Consider the following 16,418-nt stretch of genomic DNA (forward strand, 5'->3'; position numbering starts at 1 on the left):
ACGTCAACCGTTAGCCGCGATGGCCCGCGCGAACTCGTCGAGCAGAGCGTCGGTGTCGAGGCCATAGTCGTCCGCCACCTCGGCGACGGTCTGGAAACGCGCCATCGGGCAGCCGGGACAGGCCATCCGGTGCTTGAGGAACACGGAAATGGTCGAAGGCCAGCGCTCCAGCACATCCTCGACGAGGTCGGAGGACGAGGGCAAGGCCGCGGTGGCGCAAGGTGATGGCGGAGCGATCATCCCGGCACCCTAGCGCCCCGGCGGGCGCGTTTCTTTGCGCCCGCGCAAACGGAACGAAGGTTCGGCCCCGCCTACTTCTCCGGTTTCGGGGTCACTTCCGGCTTCTCCGGCTTGGGCAGATCCTCAGCGATGACAACCAGGGCATGCGGCTGGCGGATCGTCACCTGCTGGCGTCCGCCCTCGACGATCCCTTGTCCCTCCCAACCGCTGAGGATGCGGCTCACCGTGTGCAGCGTGGTTCCGGTCATTTCCGCGATGTCCTGACGGGACAGCGGAAAGTCGATCTCGATGCCGTTCCCGACCCGGCGGCCCGCCTGACGGGCCAGCCGCAGGAGCGCGTGGGCGACGCGACGCTCGACCCGCTCGGTGGACAACTCGCGCAGGCGGGTCTGCACCTCCTGAAGGCGGCGGCCGACGATGTCCAGGGCGTTCAGCGCGATGCGGGGGTAGCGCTCCATCAGTTCGCCCATCGTCGCGGCGGTCCAGTGCACGCCGACGCAATCGACCATGGCGAGCGCGTCGGCGGGGTAGATGCCGCCCGAGAAGACCGCCGCCGTGCCGAACATCTCCCCCGCACCGATGTAGCGGACCACCAGTTGCTGACCGTCGGCCCCGGTCTGGACGATCTTGACCCGCCCGTCGATCAGCGCGTGGCAGAGGGCCGCCCGGTCGCCCTGGGAAAAAATGGTGGTTCCCTTCTCGATCCGCCGGGTATGGGCGGACCGGACGATCTCGGCCAGGGCCGCCGCGTCCAGACCGGAGAACAGCCGCAGGCCACGCAGACTGGCGGGATCGGGGGCAAGCGGCGTCATCAGACCATCCTCAAAAGGTCGTGCCCGACCACCCCTGCGGGCAGCCGTCACGGAAAAGTTGCCTTCCAAGATGACCGCCCGCGCGCCGCGCCGCAACCCGCCTGCGCTCGGATTGAAACTCAAAGCCGGAACCAAGGTCTCAATTTGTCCTGGAACAAAGAGCCGATAGGACCAGTCCTTTAGGCTTGTCGCCACATCGCAACCCTTCGGACCTCCCCCATGCAGATCGCCGAACAGTCCACCGCGGCCGAGCCGGTCATCGACGTCCAGTCCATTCCGCCCCACCAGCGCCACCCGCTGATCCTCCAGGCTACGCAGGAATTGGCGCCGGGCCGCGGCTTCGTGCTGGTCAACGACCATGACCCGCGCCCGCTCTCTCTCCAGATCCAGGCGCTGTTCGGCGATGCGGTGAGCTGGACCTATCTGGAGCGCGGGCCGGAGCGCTGGCGGGTGCGCATCGGGCGGCCCGAGTCCGGCACCGCCCCGGCGACCTCCCTGCGGGTGCGCATCGGGCGCGGCGGACAGGCGAGCGCGGTCGCCGCCGAGACGCCGCTCGGCGTGGCGGACGGCGGGCTGGTCTGCGAGATCACCGACTGCCCGCCGGGCACCAGCGCGGAGCAGGTGCTCGACCTGATGCAAGGGGTCATCCCGCCCGCCGGGCAACTGCACTTGTCCTACGAGCGTCTGGTCGCCCGGCGTTCCGGCTCCTGCTGCGGGGGCATGTGCGGCTGATCGCCCCAGGCGGCCGTTCGGGACCTTGGGCTTGACCGTCATCAAGGATGGTATGACCACCGGGCTGTATTGCCGAAGCCCGGCGGGCTCCGCCCGCCACACGACCATTCCGAAGGGAAGGAGACAGGCGTATGCGCGATCCCGGCTTTATGGCTCAGGATAAGGCCCAGGAGATGGCCCCGGACACCCGTGCCCGCGACGTCGAAGTCCAACTGACGCGGGCCGGGCTGGGGTTCGCGCGGCGGCTCGGCGACCGGGCCGGCGGCCTGCTGTTCGATCGGCTGCTGCGGATTCTGGAGGCGCGCCACCCGCGCGCCTTCACCGCCCTCGGCGAGCTGCCCGACGCCCGCCTGCTCATCGATCCCGTGGACGCGCCCGCCGCCCTGCTGCTCCGCGTCGGCCCCGGCCTCGCCCTGCGGGTCTGCGACCGCACCGCCGAGGCGGAGGCCACGGTGCGCGGCCCCTGCGCGCGGCTCCTCGACCTGCTGGAAGGGCGCATCGACGGCGACGCGCTGTTCTTCCGCCGCGAACTCTCCATCGAGGGCGACACCGCCCTGATCCTGGCGCTCCGCAACACGCTGGACGGCGAGGAGATGGACCTGTTCGGCGACGTCGCTGCCGCGGCCGGTCCGCTGCGGCACGCCCTGCCCGTGGCGCGGCGCAACGCCGGGCGGGCGCTCGACCTGCTCGCCACGGCGCGCCGTTTCGCCCCGCCGCCGGTGCGCTGGGGCATGACCATGCTGGAGCGGCGGCTCACCAGCCCGCGGCAGGGAGCGTAACGGCATGGGTTCCTTCGAACTGATCTGCCCGGCGGGCAACCCCGCCGCGCTGCGCGCCGCCGTGGACGCGGGCGCCGACGCCGTCTATCTGGGCTTCCGCGACGAGACCAACGCGCGCAACTTCCCCGGCCTGAACTTCTCGCGGCCGGAACTGGCCGAGGCCATCGCCTACGCCCACGCGCGGTCGGTCCAGGTCTTCGTCGCCATCAACACTTACCCCCAGGCTGGCAATCTCGCCCCCTGGCAGCGCGCGGTGGACGACGCCGCGCGGCTGAAGGCGGATGCGGTGATCCTCGCCGACCTCGGTTTGCTCGACTACGCGGCAAAGCGCCATCCCGACCTGCGGCTTCACCTGTCCGTTCAGGCCTCCGCCGCCAACGCCGAGGCGATCCGGCTCTACCGCGAGGCCTTCGGCGTGCGGCGGGTCGTGCTGCCCCGCGTGCTGACGGTGCCGGAGATCGCCCGGCTGAACGCCGAGGTCGATGTGGAGACCGAGGTCTTCGTCTTCGGCGGCCTCTGCCCGATGGCGGAGGGGCGCTGCTCGCTGTCCTCCTACGCGACCGGGCTGTCGCCCAACAAGCAGGGCGTCTGCTCCCCGGCCAGCCATGTGCGTTACGAGCCGCGCGGCGAGGCGCTGGCGTCGCGCCTCGGCGGCTTCACCATCAACGTCTTCGGCGCCGGGGAGCCGGCGGGCTATCCGACGCTGTGCAAGGGCCGCTTCGTGCCCGGCGGCGGCACCTCCAGCGATCCGGCCTACCTGTTCGAGGAGCCGACCAGCCTCAACGCGCTGGCCCTGCTGCCGGAGCTGAAGGCCGCCAAGGTGTGCGCCCTGAAGATTGAAGGCCGCCAGCGCGGCAAGGCCTACATCGCCGCCGTGGTCGGCGCCTACCGCCGGGCGCTGGACGCGTTCGAACGCGGGCTGCCCGTGCCGGCGCTCGACCTGGAGGCCATGGTCGAGGGCGGGGCCCAGACCACCGGCGCCTACACCCGCGCGTGGCGCTGAGGAGTTGCGTTCATGAAACCCACCCTGACCCTTGGTCCCGTCCTGTTCAACTGGCCGGCGGAGCGTTGGCGGGATTTTTACGCCCGCATCGCCGACGAGGCGCCGGTCGACGCCGTCGTCGTCGGCGAGATCGTCTGTTCCAAGCGCGCGCCCTTCCTCGCCCCGGTCATGGACGAGGTGATCGCCCGTCTGGCTGCCGCCGGGAAGGAGGTCTGGCTCGCCAGCCCGATCCTGGTCGGCAGCGATCGCGACCGCGCGGCGATGCGCGACCTCGTGGAGAGCGACCTGCTGCCGGTCGAGGCCAACGACATGGGCGCGCTGGCCCTGCTGGAGGGGCGCCGCCACGCCGTCGGCCCCTTCATCAACAGCTACAACGAGGCGACCCTGGCGTGGCTGGCCGGGCGCGGCGCCGTCGCGGTGTCGCTGCCGGCGGAGCTTCCCGCCGCCGCCGTCGCCGTGATGGCGAAGACGGGGGCGGCGCTCGGCCTGTCCATGGAGGTGCAGGTGTTCGGGCGCGCCCCGCTCGCCATTTCCGCCCGCTGCTACCACGCGCGGGCGCACGCGCTGCACAAGGACGGCTGCCAGTTCGTCTGCGCCAACGACCCGGACGGCATGCCGGTCAGCACCGTCGACGGCCAGCCCTTCCTGTCGGTCAACGGCACGCAGACGCTGTCGCACGGCTATCTGGCGCTGGCGGCGGAGATCGACCAACTGCGGACAATGGGCATCCAGCGCTTCCGCCTGTCGCCGCAGGACCTCGACATGGTCGCCGTCGCCAAGGCCTTCCGCGCCGTTCTGGACGGCGCGCGCAGCGGACAGGACGTGATGGCGGATCTGCGCGGCATGACCGCCGTCCCGCTGGAGAACGGCTTCTTCCACAACATGGCGGGTGCGGCTTACGCCGACGCTGCGGCGCCGGTCGCCTGACGCGCCCGCCATCCGATGTCCGTCGGACCGTCGCTTCCCGCGCGGCCCGGCTGACTTTTGAGTCCGTTGAACGAGGAAACCCCTATGAAGCGCATGTTTGCCCTGCTCGCCTTCGGGCTGGTCGCGTCGTCCCCCGGCCTTGCCGCCGCGCAGGACGCCGCCGCCGGCGAGAAGGTGTTCAACCAGTGCAAGGCCTGCCACACCATTGAGGCCGGCGGCCCGAACCGCGTCGGCCCGAACCTGCATGGCGTCGTCGGCCGCAAGGCCGGCTCCGTCGAAGCCTACAAGTATTCCGACGCCATGAAGAACGCCGGGGCCTGGGACGAGGCGGCGCTCGACGCCTATCTGGCGGACCCGAAGGGCGCCGTCCCCGGCAACAAGATGGCCTTCGCCGGCGTGAAGAACGAGCAGGCCCGCAAGGACTTGATCGCCTTCCTGAAAAAGAACAGCTGACGAAATCAGCACGTTTCCTTGGCGGCTTGACCGCCGTCAAGGATGGGAGGGCAATCAGCCGCTATGATAACCGCACAATCGTTGATCGATTGCGTCCCCGCTGGACGAGTACCCTCCCGTTTTTCTGCCCCCTTCAAGCCCATCGGTTCTTCGCCGGTGGGCTTTTTTCCGCTCAAGGGCGGCCGCGGACGAGAAGATGGCCGAAGGCGGCCAGGAACAGGATCGCCGCCGCGCTCCAGGCGCCGGCCGCGGCCAACAGCCACAGCGGGCCATCATCTCCCGCCGCCGCGGCAACCGCCCGCAAGGCAACGGCGAGCGCGGTGAGCACGTAGCAGCCCGTCACCACCACCGACCGCCCGAAGGCGTTGCCGGCGTGCTTGCGGATCATGCTCGACATCACCGCGAAGCCCATCAGCCCGAGCGCTCCGACCGTCCAGAGATGAATCGTCATGCCGGCCGACGCCGCCACGGAGGCGAAGCCGAGTGGGATGCAGGCATAAGCCGCGTGCACGGCGAGGACCGATGGCCGGTCGAGCGTCCGCCAGCCCCGCCATTGGACCATCCGGGCCGTCTGCGCCAGCGCGGCGAGAAGGCTTGCAGCGGCCGTCGTTCCAGAACCTGGTTCGGCCAGCCAGACGGCCAGCGCGCAGGTCGCGGACAAGGCGGCGGCACGCTCAAACCAAGGGCGCTCGGTGAACAGCGCCGCCTTGCTGGGCAGGCCCAGATGGGTGGCGGTCAGGCTCGGCGCGATGCGGCCGCCCAGCACCATGGCCAGCCCGAGCGACAGCGCCAAGGCGGACGGGACGGCGTCGCACAGCGCGGCCCCGGCCAGCGCTCCGGCCAGGGCCGCGACAACGGCGTTGCGCCGGTCCCGCGCGGCGGCGACCTGCAGGGTCACGAGAAGGGCCAGCGCGGCAAGGAACGGCGCGTGCGCGGTGATCACCCAGGGCGACAGCGCCCGTCCCGCCAGCCAGAGAGGCACCAAAAGCGGCCAGAGGCGCGCGCTGACCAGCGGTTGCCCGGTCCAGCGCGGCAGGGCGGTGCGCAGGAATCCCGCCATCATCGCCGGCAACGTCCCGAACAGCAGCGCCCGCCCGTGCCACCCCGTCGGGTCGGCGATCACGTTGGACACGTCCCACCCCAGAAGGACCGGCACCCACAGCCCCACCGCGAGCAGCGCGTCCAGGGCGGTCAGCAGAAAAAAGGGACGGAACGGCACCGTCAGGCCCCGCTCCGCCTTAGCTGGATCATGAGGTGTGATGACCGTTGGGATGGCCGACGTTGCAGTGCCGCCGAAGCTGTTCGACCGACCGCACCCGGACGGTGTTGCCCGTGACGTGGAGTTGGTGGGGGCTCAGCTTGGTGAAGGTGCGGGACAGCTGTTCCGGCGTCATGCCGAGGCGGCTGGCCAGCACGCGCTTGCTGACCGGCAACTCGACCGTCGCGCCGTCCTCCGTCTCGTCCCGAGGCGACGGATCGACCTGCGACAGGATGAAGGCGGCGAGCCGCTGGGTCGTCGTGCGCAGCTTCAGATTCTTGACCTCGCGCACCAGCCCGCGGCACTGCCCGACCAGCGTGCTCATCACCCGCAGCGCCAGCGCGTGGTCGCGGGCGACCTGCGCGCGCAGGACGGGGGCAGCCAGCATCAGAATCCGCGACGATTCCAGCGTCCGCGCCGACATCAGGTATGGCGCGTCGGCCAGCACCGCCGCCGGCACGAAGCAATCGCCGGGGCGCACGATGTCGATCACCGTCTCCTGCCCTGCCTCGTCGCAGCCGGCCAGCATCGCCGTGCCCTCGACGAGGATGTGCAGGAAGTCGGGGATCTCGCCCTCCGCGAACAGCCGTGTCTCGCGGGGGAACCACTGGAGAAGCGCCCCGTAGGTCAACGCCTCCAAGGTCTCGTTGGCGACTCCCTCGAACAGCGGGAGGTCGCGCATCAGCGTCAGGGCGCCCTGTTTCATCGTCCCGGCTCTGGTGTCGCGGTCAGGCTTCGGAGGCGGGCTTGCGCGACGCCTCAACCAGGACGGGGGCAGCGTCGGACTCGTCGTCCTTCAGGCCGGCCTTGAAGGACTTCACGCCCTTGGCGAGGTCGCCCATGACCTTGGGCAGCTTGCCCGCGCCGAACAGCAGCAGGACGAGCAGCAGGACGATGGCCCAATGCATCAGGCTGAAACTTCCCATGACGATGGTCTCCTGGATGAAGGACGGTCAGGCGCGCAGCGCGAGGACGCTGCCGTCGCGGCGGGTGAGACGGGCGGCGGTGCCCGGAAAACGGTCGAGGAGAACGGCGGCCCGCGCTTCCGGCGCGACCGACAGGGCGGTGGACAGGGCGTCGGCGGTGGTGGCGTCGGGGGCGAGCACGGTGACCGCCAACCACTCCCGCGCGCAGCCGCCCGTCGCCGGGTCGAACAGGTGGGTGAAGCGCCCGGCGGGATCGAAGGGCGTGCCGTAGCCGCCCGACGTCGCCACCGCCCGGTCCGCGATCTCCAGCGTGTCGGCGTTGCGGCCTTCCGCGAGCGGATCGGCGAGGCCGACCGACCAGGGACGGCCCGAAGGATGATGGCCGAGCGCGCGGATTTCGCCCAGATCGACCAGCACGTCGGTCATGCCCTCCGCCCGCAGCCGCTCGGACACGCGGTCGGTGACGTAGCCCTGGGCGATGCCGTTCAGCGTCACCGCCATGCCGCGCCCGGCGAAGGCGACGCGGCCCGGTTCGACGCGGAGCTTGCGGTGATCGACCAGTTCCCTGGCCGCGCGGACGGCGGCCTCCGGCGGACCGGCGGGGGCGCGCCGGGGCGGGCGAAATGGCCGGCGTAGAGCTGCCACAGCGGCTGCACCGTCGGGTCGAAGGCGCCGTCGGTGCGGCGGCTGAAGGCCGCGGCCTCGGACAGCAGCCGGACCAGATCGGCGGGCGGCGCGTCCAGCGCGCCGTCGCGGTTCAGGCGGGCCAGAGCGGATCCGTCCGGTAGAGGCTGAAGACCCGCTCCAGCCGCGCGACCTCCTCCAGGCACAGGGCGATCAGCCGGTCGGCCTCGGCGGGGTCCGGGTGCGCCAGCTGGATCATGGAATCCGCGCCCAGCGCGACGCCGCGCCACGTCCGCGCCGGCACGCCCGCCGCCCGGAGGCCGCCCGGCAGCAGCGCCAGCCCGGCGGCCACCGCGGCGATGCCGAGAAAGCGGCGGCGGGTGGTCATGGCGTGCCTCCATGCCCGGCGCCGTGGCCGCCGCCATGCTTGCCGCCCTGCTCCGCCGGTTCATCGGCGGCGGTCTGCTCGGAGGGAAGCGTGGGGTGGAGAATCTCGTCCTCGGTCACCTCGGCGAAGCGCTTGATCGCGCCGCCGTTCTCGGCGGCGAAGCGGCGGGCGGCGGCCTCGTCGCCGAAGGGGAAGGGTTCGGCCTCGCCCATGCCGCCGCGCTGACGGCTGCCCACCACGTACCAGGCTTTGCGCGCCTCAATCCAGACGGTCAGGTCGGGCTTGCGCGGATCGGCCGCTTGGGCGACGTCGGTGACGTAGATGGCGCGGACGTCCTTCGCCTCTTCCGGCAGCATAGTGAAGGCGAAGGTGTCGCGGACGGAGGACAGCCAGACCGGGCGGTCCCGCCCGCCGACCAGGATCTGCCCCTTCGGACCGGCATGGTCGGCAAGGTTCATGCCGCAGTAATGGCCGATCGCGTCGGCGGTGATGGCGACGGGCGGCGGCGGGGCGGTCTCCGCCTTCTGCTGCTGACAGGCGGACAGCGGCAGCAGCAGGCAGGCCGCCAGCAGCGTGGCTCTCAGGGAGGTGTTCATCAGATCTGCCTTCTGGAAAAGAGGACGGCGGCCAGCGCCAGCGGTGCGGCGACCCAGCCGGCCAGCACGGCCAGCAGGACGGAGGCCGACACCTGCACCTGCGCGGCCAGCCCGGCGGTGCCGGCGAACTGGCTGACGCTCTTGAAGCCGGTCAGGTTGAAGAGGCGGAAGGCGTCCGCCGGGTTGGCGAGCAGCAGCCCATTCAGCAGGCCGGCGTTCACCGTCTTGCCCCCGTCGGCCACCAGCAGCCCCAGCAGCGCCATGTCGTAGAGCAGGACCAGCACCAGCCAGATCGCCACGGCGATGCCCGCCGCCGTGCCGCGGTCGCGGACCAGCGTGGAGGCGAGGTAGCCCATGGCCGTGAAGGCGGCGCCCAGCAGGACGCTCGATCCGATCATGGCGGCGAAGGCGCGCCAACTCTCCGGCCCGATCTCGGTCCCGCTCATCGCCAGCGCCACCCCGGCGGCGCCGTAGCCCAGCACGGTGGCGAAGGCGATGATCGCGGCGTGGCCAAGGAACTTGCCGATCAGCACCTGCCAGCGCGCCACCGGGTAGGACAGCAGCAGCGACATGGTGCCGCGGTCGATCTCGCCCACCACCGCGTCGAAGGACAGCAGCAGCGCGATCAGCGGCAGCAGGAAGATGGTCAGGCTGGACAGGCTGACGATGGTCACCTCCACCCGGCCGACGCCGACCGTGCCGGTCGGGGCGGCCCCCAGGAAGCTCAGCGTCAGCGCCAGCGCCGCCATCAGCAGCGTGGTGGCGACGACCCAGCGGTTGCGCAGGCCGTCGCGCACCTCCTTGGCGGCGATGGTCAGAAGCGTGTTCATTCCGCAGCCTCCCGGCGCAGGAAGTGGGCGTACATCTCGTCCAGGCTCGGCTGTACGACCTCGATGTCGGCGAGTTCCGGGCCTTCGCAGGCGATCTGGCGGAGCGTCGCCACCTTGTCGTCGTTGGCGCAGGCGGTCTCCACGACCTCGCCGGACGGCAGGGTCAGGCGGATGCGCACCGGCAGCTGGGCCAGCCCGCGCAGAGTGGCGAGCGAGCCGTCGGCGACCTTGCGCCCGCGGTTCATCACCACGACGCGGTCGGCCTGCCCCTCCAGTTCGGTCAGGGCGTGGCTGCACAGCAGGACGGTGGTGCCGGCGTCGCGCAGGTCCCGCACGATCTCGTAGAAGCTCTGGCGCAGCGCCGGGTCGAGGCCGGTCGTCGGTTCGTCGAGGAACAGCACCTTCGGCCCGCCGAGCAGCGCCTGAGCCAGTGCCAGCCGCTGCCGCATGCCCTTCGAATAGGTGCCGACGCGGCGCTTCACCGCGGCGGGTTCCAGCCCCACCCGCTCGAACAGCGCGTCGTTGCCGTCACGCGGAACCCGCTTCAGCCGGGCGTAGAAGTCCAGCGTCTCGCGCCCGGTCATGCTGGGGTGGAAGGCGACGCTTTCCGGCAGGAAGCCGACCTGCCGGCGGATGTGAGAGGCCGAGGCGCTCGCCGGGTCGCCGCCCAGCACGCGGACGCTGCCGGCGGTCGGCGTGGTCAGCCCGAGCATCAGCTTGATCAGCGAGCTCTTGCCGGCGCCGTTGTGGCCGACCATGGCCACGCATTCGCCGGGAGCAAGGTCCAGATCCACCTCGCGCACGGCGAAGGCGTCGCCGTAGCGCTTGGAGACTCCCTCCACACGGATGGTCGGTGTGTCGGTCATTGGGCGTTCCTTTCCGCCGTTTGGCGCAGCGCCGGAGACGGCGGCGGGCTCATCAGAGGGGCGCTGTCGATCACGCCGCCGGGGTGCAGCGCCGGGAACTGCTTTTGCGCCCAGCGGATCACCTGCACGCCGGGGCTGTTCATCAGCAGCTTCGCCGCCGGATAGGCCCACATCACGCGGTCGACGACGTCGTTGGGGCGGTAGGCCTCGTCGGCGACGCCGTCGCCGTTCAGGTCGAAGGCGGCGTTGTCGGACCAGTAGTTACCGCGCCCCTTCTCCGACCAGTCGAGGTGACGGGTCCCGACATACTTGACCTGGGTGCGGTTGCCGATGAAGGCGTTGCCGGTCAGCGTGTTGCGCTCCGACCCGGCGGTGAAGTGCACGCCGATCTCGCAGCCCTCGAACCGGTTGCCGGTGAAGCGATTCTTGTTGGCGTTGTAGATGAAGACGCATTTCCAGGTGCCGGTGCGCTGGCCCTCCACCGGGCCGTCGGTCGCCACCGGCATGTCCTTATCGGCCACCACCTCCACCGGCGCCGCCTGTTCGGGCGACAGAGGACCGGCGACCACGTTGCCCTCGATGAGCGCGCTGTTGGCGTAGTTCAGCAGCAGCCCATGCTCCCGGTCCCCCTGCGAGCGGTTGTTCCGGATCACGAGGTTGTTAGAATACATGATCGCGTAGCCGACATGGTTGCCGACCGACAGGTTGTCCGACACCTCGGAATCGTTCGTGTACATGTAATGGACGGCGAACCGCACCCGCTCGAACCGGTTGCGAGCGAACAGGTTCTTCTTCGACGTCGTGGTGAAGATGCCGTCGCGCCCGTCCTGGACGCGGTTGTCCACCACCTGCGTGCCCGGCGCGTTCCACAACTGGATGCCGTTGCCGCGCTCGGACAGGCGCAGGTCCGTGCGCCCGATGACGTCGTTGCGCTGGACCATCACATCGTGGGCGCCCCAGACATAGACGCCGATCAGGTTGTCGTGCAGCCGGTTGCCCTCGATCACGCCGCGGTGCGCCTCCTTGCCCAGGAAGATTCCGGTGTTCTGCTCGGACAGGCTGATGCCGGAATTGCGGACTTCGACATTCCGCACGGTCACGTCGGGGGCGAAGACCGTCACGGCGTTCCCCTCCCCTCCCCCGTCGATGACGGCGCCCGGCTCGCCGAGCAGCGTGACCGGCTTGCGGACCACGACGGGGCCGGGGTGCGTGCCGGGGGCGAGGACGAGCGTGTCGCCGGGCGCCGCCGCGGCGAGCGCACCGTCCAGCCCGCCCGGCGCCACCGTCACCGTGGCGGCGCAGGCCGTCCCGGCGGCGAAGGCGAGCGCCGCGGCGAGGAGGGGGAGTGGAGAGTGGTGGGGCATTGGCTTGCCTTGATTGTTTTGCGGCGTGTTGCCCCCACCCTCCCGCTTCGCGGGTCCTCCTCCCCCCCGCTGACGCAGGGGAGGGCCGAATTCCCCTCCCTGCGAAGCGGGGGAGGATCAGGGAGGGGGCAAACGGTGCCTCAGGTGGCGCGCGGCTCGACGATCATGCGGCCGCCCATCTCCATGTGCAGGGCGTGGCAGAACCACTGGCAATAGTACCAATGCACGCCCGGACGCTCGGCGATGAAGGTGACCGAGCTGGTCTGCTGCGGCCCGATCTCCATGGCGATGCCGTGGTTGGACAGGGTGAAGCCGTGGGTCAGATCGTCCACATCGTCCATGTTGGAGATGTAGAGCGTCACCTCGTCGCCCTGTTTGACCGTGAACTCCTCAAGCCCGTAGGCCGGAGCGCGCTGCCACATGTAGACGCGGACCTTGTTGCCCTCGCGGATCACCTTGGCGTCGTCGTCCAGGTTGACGCCGTCCTTCTTGGCCTGCTGGCGGGCCTCCTCCCACATCGGGTCGTCGCGGGTGAAGACGCTCTTCGGGTTCAGCTTGGACCGGTGGACGATCAGCGTGTCGTGCGGCTCGGCGTAGGTCGGGCCGTCGTGCACCAGCTTCATCTCGTCGCCCGAGATGTCGATGAGCTGGTCGTTCTCCGGCTTGCTCGGACCGACGTTGAGGAAGCGGTCCTTGGAGAACTTGTTCAGCACCATCAGCCACTTGCCGTCGGCGTCCTTGGTCTGGCCCATTGAGGAGTGGGTGTGACCCGGCTGGTAGTGCACGTCCAGCTTCTGGATGATCGGATCGACCTTCTCGCCCTTGTAGGCGCGCTTGGCCTTGTCGATGTTCCACTTCACGATCTGGCTGTCGAGGAACAGCGTGGTGTAGCCGTTGCCGCGCCCGTCATAGGCGGTGTGCAGAGGTCCGAGGCCCAGCTGCGGCTCTGCCACGATGACGTCCCGCGGCTTGATCTTGTCGTCGAACAGGTCGTCGAGCAGGCGGACGTCCATCACCGACACCGTCGGCGACAGCTTGCCGTTGATGGTGACGTGGATGCCGTCCGGCGCCGCGTTGATGCCGTGCGGGCTGTTGGGGATCGGCACGTAGCGGGTGAAGGGCGAACCGTGGCGGCCGTCCACGACCGGCACGCCGTGCATCACCTCGACCTTGCCGGCCTTCACCGCCTCTTCGATGCGCTTGATGTTGAAGATGACGATCCAGTCCTGCTCGTTCGCCGTCATCTCCGCGGTGGTCACGCCGCTTTCGGAGTTGTAGCAGGTCGAGAAGGCGTACTTGCCCTGGTAGTCCGCCTCGGTGTTGTCGAGGTTGCCGTCCACCCGGACCTGCCACGACACCTTCATGCTGTCGCCGTCGATGGCGGAGAAGTGCGTCCGGTAGTTCTTCGGATCGACGTTCTTGCCGTCGTTCGGCATCGGCACGAGTTGCTCGGCGTTCGCGAAGACGTAGCCGGTGCGCGGGTACTTCTGCAGACGCAGGCCATGGATCGCCGAGACGTTCGGAATGTCGATGATCTTGTCGACCTTCATGATGTCGCAGCGGATGCGGGCGACGCGGGTGTTCGCCTTGTCGTTCACAAAGATGTAGCGCCCGTCGTAGGTGCCATCGGTGAAGGACATGTGCGGGTGGTGCAGGTCGCCGTTCAGCCAAGTGCCGCCGTGGTTGGCCAGATACTTCCGGTTCTCCTCGGTCAGACCCTCGGTCAGGATCTTCCGGCTCTCGTTTGTCAGGCCCCAGCCCGAGGCGCTGCAACGGTTGAACACGGGGATGCGGTGCAGCTCGCGCATGCTGGGCAGGCCGAGGATGCGCAGCTCGCCCGACTGGCCGCCGGAATGGAAGACGTAGTACTCGTCGAGATCGCCCGGCTTGACCTCGTACTTCTGGTTGCCCGCCCCGGCGGCCGCGGCCGGCCCGGCGCCGAACAGCGCGCCTCCCGCCGTGCCGCCGGCCACCGCGCCGGCGATTCCGGCCAGCGCCGCCGCCTTGGCGGTGCCCCCGAGAAGATCGCGGCGGTTCACGCCCGTCCGCTCAACCTTGATGTTCGACGCCTTATTTTCCGACATGGGTGAACTCCTTCGATGTCCCCTTACGGGGCTCTTGTTTCGACTTGGTGGGTCAAAGTCCTTCCGGCCGGGCGGACAGGTGCCCGGTGGTGGGATCGGTGGTCAGCACGGCGGCCCGGGGCTTGGCCTCGGCAACCGTGCCGGTGGATTGGCCGGTGGATTGGGAAGCGTCGCGGCGCTCCCGCTTCAGGCGCTTCTGGATCATGACCGGGCATTTGCGGTCGTGGTGGTAGAGCACCTGGCAGTGGAGGCACTGGATGCATTCGTTGGGGTTGATCGAGCCGTCGGGGTGGATCGCCTGGACCGGGCACTCGTTGGCGCAGCGCCGGCACGGGTTGCCGCATTCCTTGTAGCGGCGCAGCCAGTCGAACATCCGCATCCGGCCGGGGATGGCGAGCGCCGCGCCCAGCGGGCACAGGTAGCGGCAGAAGAAGCGCTCGATGAACAGGCCGGCGGCGATCAGGGCCACGGCGAACAGGACGAACCACCAGTCGCGGACGAAATGGAGGATGATCGCGGTCTTGAACGGCTCGACCTCCGCCGCCTTCTCTGCCGTCGCCAGCGAGGTCAGCGACAGGCCGAACAGAAGCAGGAAGATCATGTACTTGATCGGCCACAGCCGCTGGTGCAGCCCGAAGGGCACCGCGATCTGGCGCACGCCCAGCGTCTTCGCCGCCTTGGAGGCCAGTTCCTGCAGCGCGCCGAACGGGCACAGCCAGCCGCAGAAGGCGCCCCGACCCCAGAACAACAGCGACGCGGCGACCGAGAACCACAGGATGAACACCAGCGGGTCCATCAGGAAATAGTCCCAGCGGAAGTCGGTGCGCAGCGCGTTGGCGAAGGTCAGCACGTTGACCACCGACAGCTGCGCCGTCGCGTACCAGCCGAGCCAGACCAGCGTGAAGACGAGGAACCCGGTGCGCACCCGCTCGTAAAGGGCCGGGCGCTTCACGAGCTGGTCCTGGAAGAAGAAGATGCCGGTCAGCAGCAGGATCGCGCTCGCCAGCACGGCGACGTCGAACAGCCGGTTCTCCCAGATGCGCCGCCAAAGCGGGATCTCGTCGGCCGCGTCCTGTTCCGCCAGGGCGGCGGCCATCGGAGCCACGGTGGCCGGCGTCACGGAGGCCGGCGCCGCGGCAGCGGCAGGAGCGGCCACCGGCTCGACCTTCAGGAACTTCTCCGGCGGCTGGTAGCCGAGGTCGAAGGTGACGAAGGCCTTGTCGAGCGCCGCGGTCGCGCGCTGGACCAGAAGCTGCAGGCGCCACGGATCGGCGGGGTTGAAGCCGACCTCTTCGGGGATGACGAACAGGCCGATCTCGGGGAAATTCGGCGCGCCCGCCGCGGCCAAGGAGCCCAGACGCTTGTGCAGGCGGTCGCGGAAGCGGATGGCGCCCTCATGCTGGACCAGCTCGAAACGGTCGAAGATGCCGCCGCGCACATAGCCCGAGCCCTTGAAGGAATAGCGCCCCTGCCCGGCCACGACGATGGCATGCTGGCCCGGCTTCAGCCGCTGCACCAGCGCCTCGTACTCCGCGTCGCCCAGCAGGGAGCGGCCGACGGCGGGAATGGTGGCGAGCGCGGCGTAAAGGTCGATGAAGCTGTCGTTCGGGTCGCCGGCCTCGGGACGTGCGGCGGCTTCGGCCTTGCCGGTGCGCTCGAAGGCGGCGTTGACCTCGCCCACCGTCAGCGTCAGGCGGCGCACGGAACCGTCGCCGACCAGCGTGGCCCAGTCTTCGATTCCCGTCTTGGACAGGTCGAGGCTGCGGGTCACGGTCGGCGCGGCCTCGGCCGCTCCCGGCGCGCCCAGCGCCTGCAAGACCTTCTTGCCGGAACGGATGATCGAATCGCCGATCACCATCACCGTCACGGTGGCACCGGACACGATGTCCACCGGCGGGCTGGACGCGTTCTGCGAGGCCAGGGTCAGCACGTTCTTGCCGACGTAGCCGTCGATGAAGGCGTTGACCTTGGCGGGCGGGATGCCGATCAGGACGATGGGCTCGTGATGGTCCACCAGCTTCGCCCCGGTCACCGTGCCGTCCGGCGCCAGCCCGACCATCACATGGATCGGACGGCCCGAATAGCCGGTCGTGTTCACGAAGTCGGAGGTCAGGAAGGCGTGGCCGACCAGCGTGTCGCCCTTGTAGACGGGAACCAGCGGCGCGTTCGGCAGGGGGGCGCCGAAGCGGTCCGCACCGGCGGCGAGATCGCCCGGCTGCACCGTGCCGAGATACCGCGCCAGCAGCGCTTCTGCCGCGTCCGCCGTGCCGAGACCGGCCAGCAGAATCAGCAGCCCAGCCACCAGTACGCGTGTCCTCCGCAAGAAGTCTGCAACCATTTCCCTTGCCCTGATGTCTTGATCTTGATCAAGAGGCCGCAGGCCCCTTTGACGCGGCCATGAGACCACAAGTTCGGAACCCTGTTCTTGACCGGCGTCAATTCGGAGAAAATGAGTCCGGACTATCCTCCTCCCGGCGTCCCGCTCATTATGACCGTGCGGGACACAAGATTGTATTTTAGGCAAACTGTATTTCGA

The 16,418-nt window shown here is 69.6% G+C and carries 18 protein-coding genes and 1 pseudogene; 5 read left to right on the forward strand and 14 right to left on the reverse strand.

Features of this window, described 5'->3' with window-relative positions; genetic code table 11:
- Nucleotides 1-3: 3 nt before the first annotated feature.
- Together ACWPXE_RS23055 and ACWPXE_RS23060 are read right to left on the reverse strand one after the other, a co-directional pair.
- The gene (locus ACWPXE_RS23055) at nt 4-240 is read right to left on the reverse strand and encodes a DUF1858 domain-containing protein (protein ID WP_454019676.1); all 237 of its coding nucleotides are present in this window, start codon (nt 238-240) and stop codon (nt 4-6) included.
- Nucleotides 241-311: 71 nt separating this feature from the next.
- A complete protein-coding gene (locus ACWPXE_RS23060; protein ID WP_454019677.1) occupies nt 312-1,052 on the reverse strand; it encodes a Crp/Fnr family transcriptional regulator in 741 nt (246 codons plus the stop codon).
- 219 nt (nt 1,053-1,271) lie between these two features.
- Between ACWPXE_RS23060 and ACWPXE_RS23065 the strand changes: the two genes are divergently transcribed.
- The 5 genes from ACWPXE_RS23065 (at nt 1,272) to ACWPXE_RS23085 (ending at nt 4,946) form a co-directional block, all read left to right on the forward strand.
- Nucleotides 1,272-1,784 (forward strand): DUF2249 domain-containing protein, encoded by a 513-nt coding sequence (locus tag ACWPXE_RS23065; protein ID WP_454019678.1) that lies wholly within the window; start codon nt 1,272-1,274, stop codon nt 1,782-1,784.
- A gap of 149 nt (nt 1,785-1,933) precedes the next feature.
- Nucleotides 1,934-2,563, forward strand: a complete 630-nt coding sequence (ubiT, locus tag ACWPXE_RS23070) for a ubiquinone anaerobic biosynthesis accessory factor UbiT (RefSeq protein WP_454019679.1) — start codon at nt 1,934-1,936, stop codon at nt 2,561-2,563.
- A gap of 4 nt (nt 2,564-2,567) precedes the next feature.
- Nucleotides 2,568-3,566, forward strand: a complete 999-nt coding sequence (ubiU, locus tag ACWPXE_RS23075) for a ubiquinone anaerobic biosynthesis protein UbiU (protein WP_237906710.1) — start codon at nt 2,568-2,570, stop codon at nt 3,564-3,566.
- A 12-nt stretch (nt 3,567-3,578) separates the two neighbouring features.
- Entirely contained in the window at nt 3,579-4,493 is a 915-nt protein-coding gene (gene ubiV, locus ACWPXE_RS23080) for a ubiquinone anaerobic biosynthesis protein UbiV (RefSeq protein ID WP_454019680.1), read from the forward strand.
- Between the two features lie 84 nt (nt 4,494-4,577).
- Nucleotides 4,578-4,946 carry a c-type cytochrome gene (locus ACWPXE_RS23085; RefSeq protein WP_454019681.1) on the forward strand — a complete coding sequence of 123 codons (369 nt, stop codon included), beginning with the start codon at nt 4,578-4,580 and terminating at the stop codon, nt 4,944-4,946.
- A 172-nt stretch (nt 4,947-5,118) separates the two neighbouring features.
- Here ACWPXE_RS23085 and ACWPXE_RS23090 read toward each other — a convergent pair whose 3' ends face one another.
- The 12 genes and pseudogenes from ACWPXE_RS23090 to ACWPXE_RS23145 form a co-directional block, all read right to left on the reverse strand.
- Complete coding sequence (locus ACWPXE_RS23090) at nt 5,119-6,165, reverse strand: NnrS family protein (protein WP_454019682.1); 1,047 nt, start codon at nt 6,163-6,165, stop codon at nt 5,119-5,121.
- A gap of 28 nt (nt 6,166-6,193) precedes the next feature.
- A complete protein-coding gene (locus tag ACWPXE_RS23095; RefSeq protein ID WP_454019683.1) occupies nt 6,194-6,910 on the reverse strand; it encodes a cyclic nucleotide-binding domain-containing protein in 717 nt (238 codons plus the stop codon).
- A 22-nt stretch (nt 6,911-6,932) separates the two neighbouring features.
- A complete protein-coding gene (locus ACWPXE_RS23100) occupies nt 6,933-7,130 on the reverse strand; it encodes a twin-arginine translocase TatA/TatE family subunit (protein ID WP_183182327.1) in 198 nt (65 codons plus the stop codon).
- A gap of 27 nt (nt 7,131-7,157) precedes the next feature.
- The gene (locus tag ACWPXE_RS23105) at nt 7,158-7,775 is read right to left on the reverse strand and encodes an FAD:protein FMN transferase (RefSeq protein ID WP_454019684.1); all 618 of its coding nucleotides are present in this window, start codon (nt 7,773-7,775) and stop codon (nt 7,158-7,160) included.
- Between the two features lie 26 nt (nt 7,776-7,801).
- Nucleotides 7,802-7,960 (reverse strand): annotated as a pseudogene (locus tag ACWPXE_RS23110) (hypothetical protein); the annotation flags it as partial.
- Nucleotides 7,888-8,142 carry a hypothetical protein gene (locus tag ACWPXE_RS23115; RefSeq protein ID WP_454019685.1) on the reverse strand — a complete coding sequence of 85 codons (255 nt, stop codon included), beginning with the start codon at nt 8,140-8,142 and terminating at the stop codon, nt 7,888-7,890. The pseudogene ACWPXE_RS23110 and the gene ACWPXE_RS23115, both read right to left, overlap by 73 nt.
- Nucleotides 8,139-8,738 (reverse strand): nitrous oxide reductase accessory protein NosL, encoded by a 600-nt coding sequence (locus ACWPXE_RS23120; protein WP_454019686.1) that lies wholly within the window; start codon nt 8,736-8,738, stop codon nt 8,139-8,141. The genes ACWPXE_RS23115 and ACWPXE_RS23120 overlap by 4 nt, the downstream gene beginning before the upstream one ends.
- Complete coding sequence (locus ACWPXE_RS23125; RefSeq protein WP_454019687.1) at nt 8,738-9,568, reverse strand: ABC transporter permease; 831 nt, start codon at nt 9,566-9,568, stop codon at nt 8,738-8,740. The genes ACWPXE_RS23120 and ACWPXE_RS23125 overlap by 1 nt, the downstream gene beginning before the upstream one ends.
- Nucleotides 9,565-10,434: an ABC transporter ATP-binding protein gene (locus tag ACWPXE_RS23130; RefSeq protein ID WP_454019688.1), complete on the reverse strand. Its 870-nt coding sequence runs from the start codon at nt 10,432-10,434 to the stop codon at nt 9,565-9,567. Before ACWPXE_RS23130 ends, ACWPXE_RS23125 begins: the two co-directional genes overlap by 4 nt.
- Nucleotides 10,431-11,798 carry a nitrous oxide reductase family maturation protein NosD gene (locus ACWPXE_RS23135; protein WP_454019689.1) on the reverse strand — a complete coding sequence of 456 codons (1,368 nt, stop codon included), beginning with the start codon at nt 11,796-11,798 and terminating at the stop codon, nt 10,431-10,433. Before ACWPXE_RS23135 ends, ACWPXE_RS23130 begins: the two co-directional genes overlap by 4 nt.
- Nucleotides 11,799-11,938: 140 nt before the next feature.
- Nucleotides 11,939-13,882: a TAT-dependent nitrous-oxide reductase gene (gene nosZ, locus ACWPXE_RS23140; RefSeq protein ID WP_454019690.1), complete on the reverse strand. Its 1,944-nt coding sequence runs from the start codon at nt 13,880-13,882 to the stop codon at nt 11,939-11,941.
- A 52-nt stretch (nt 13,883-13,934) separates the two neighbouring features.
- Nucleotides 13,935-16,184: a 4Fe-4S binding protein gene (locus ACWPXE_RS23145; protein ID WP_454019691.1), complete on the reverse strand. Its 2,250-nt coding sequence runs from the start codon at nt 16,182-16,184 to the stop codon at nt 13,935-13,937.
- Nucleotides 16,185-16,418 lie beyond the last annotated feature (234 nt).

The organism is Azospirillum sp. Marseille-Q6669 (assembly GCF_965111635.1).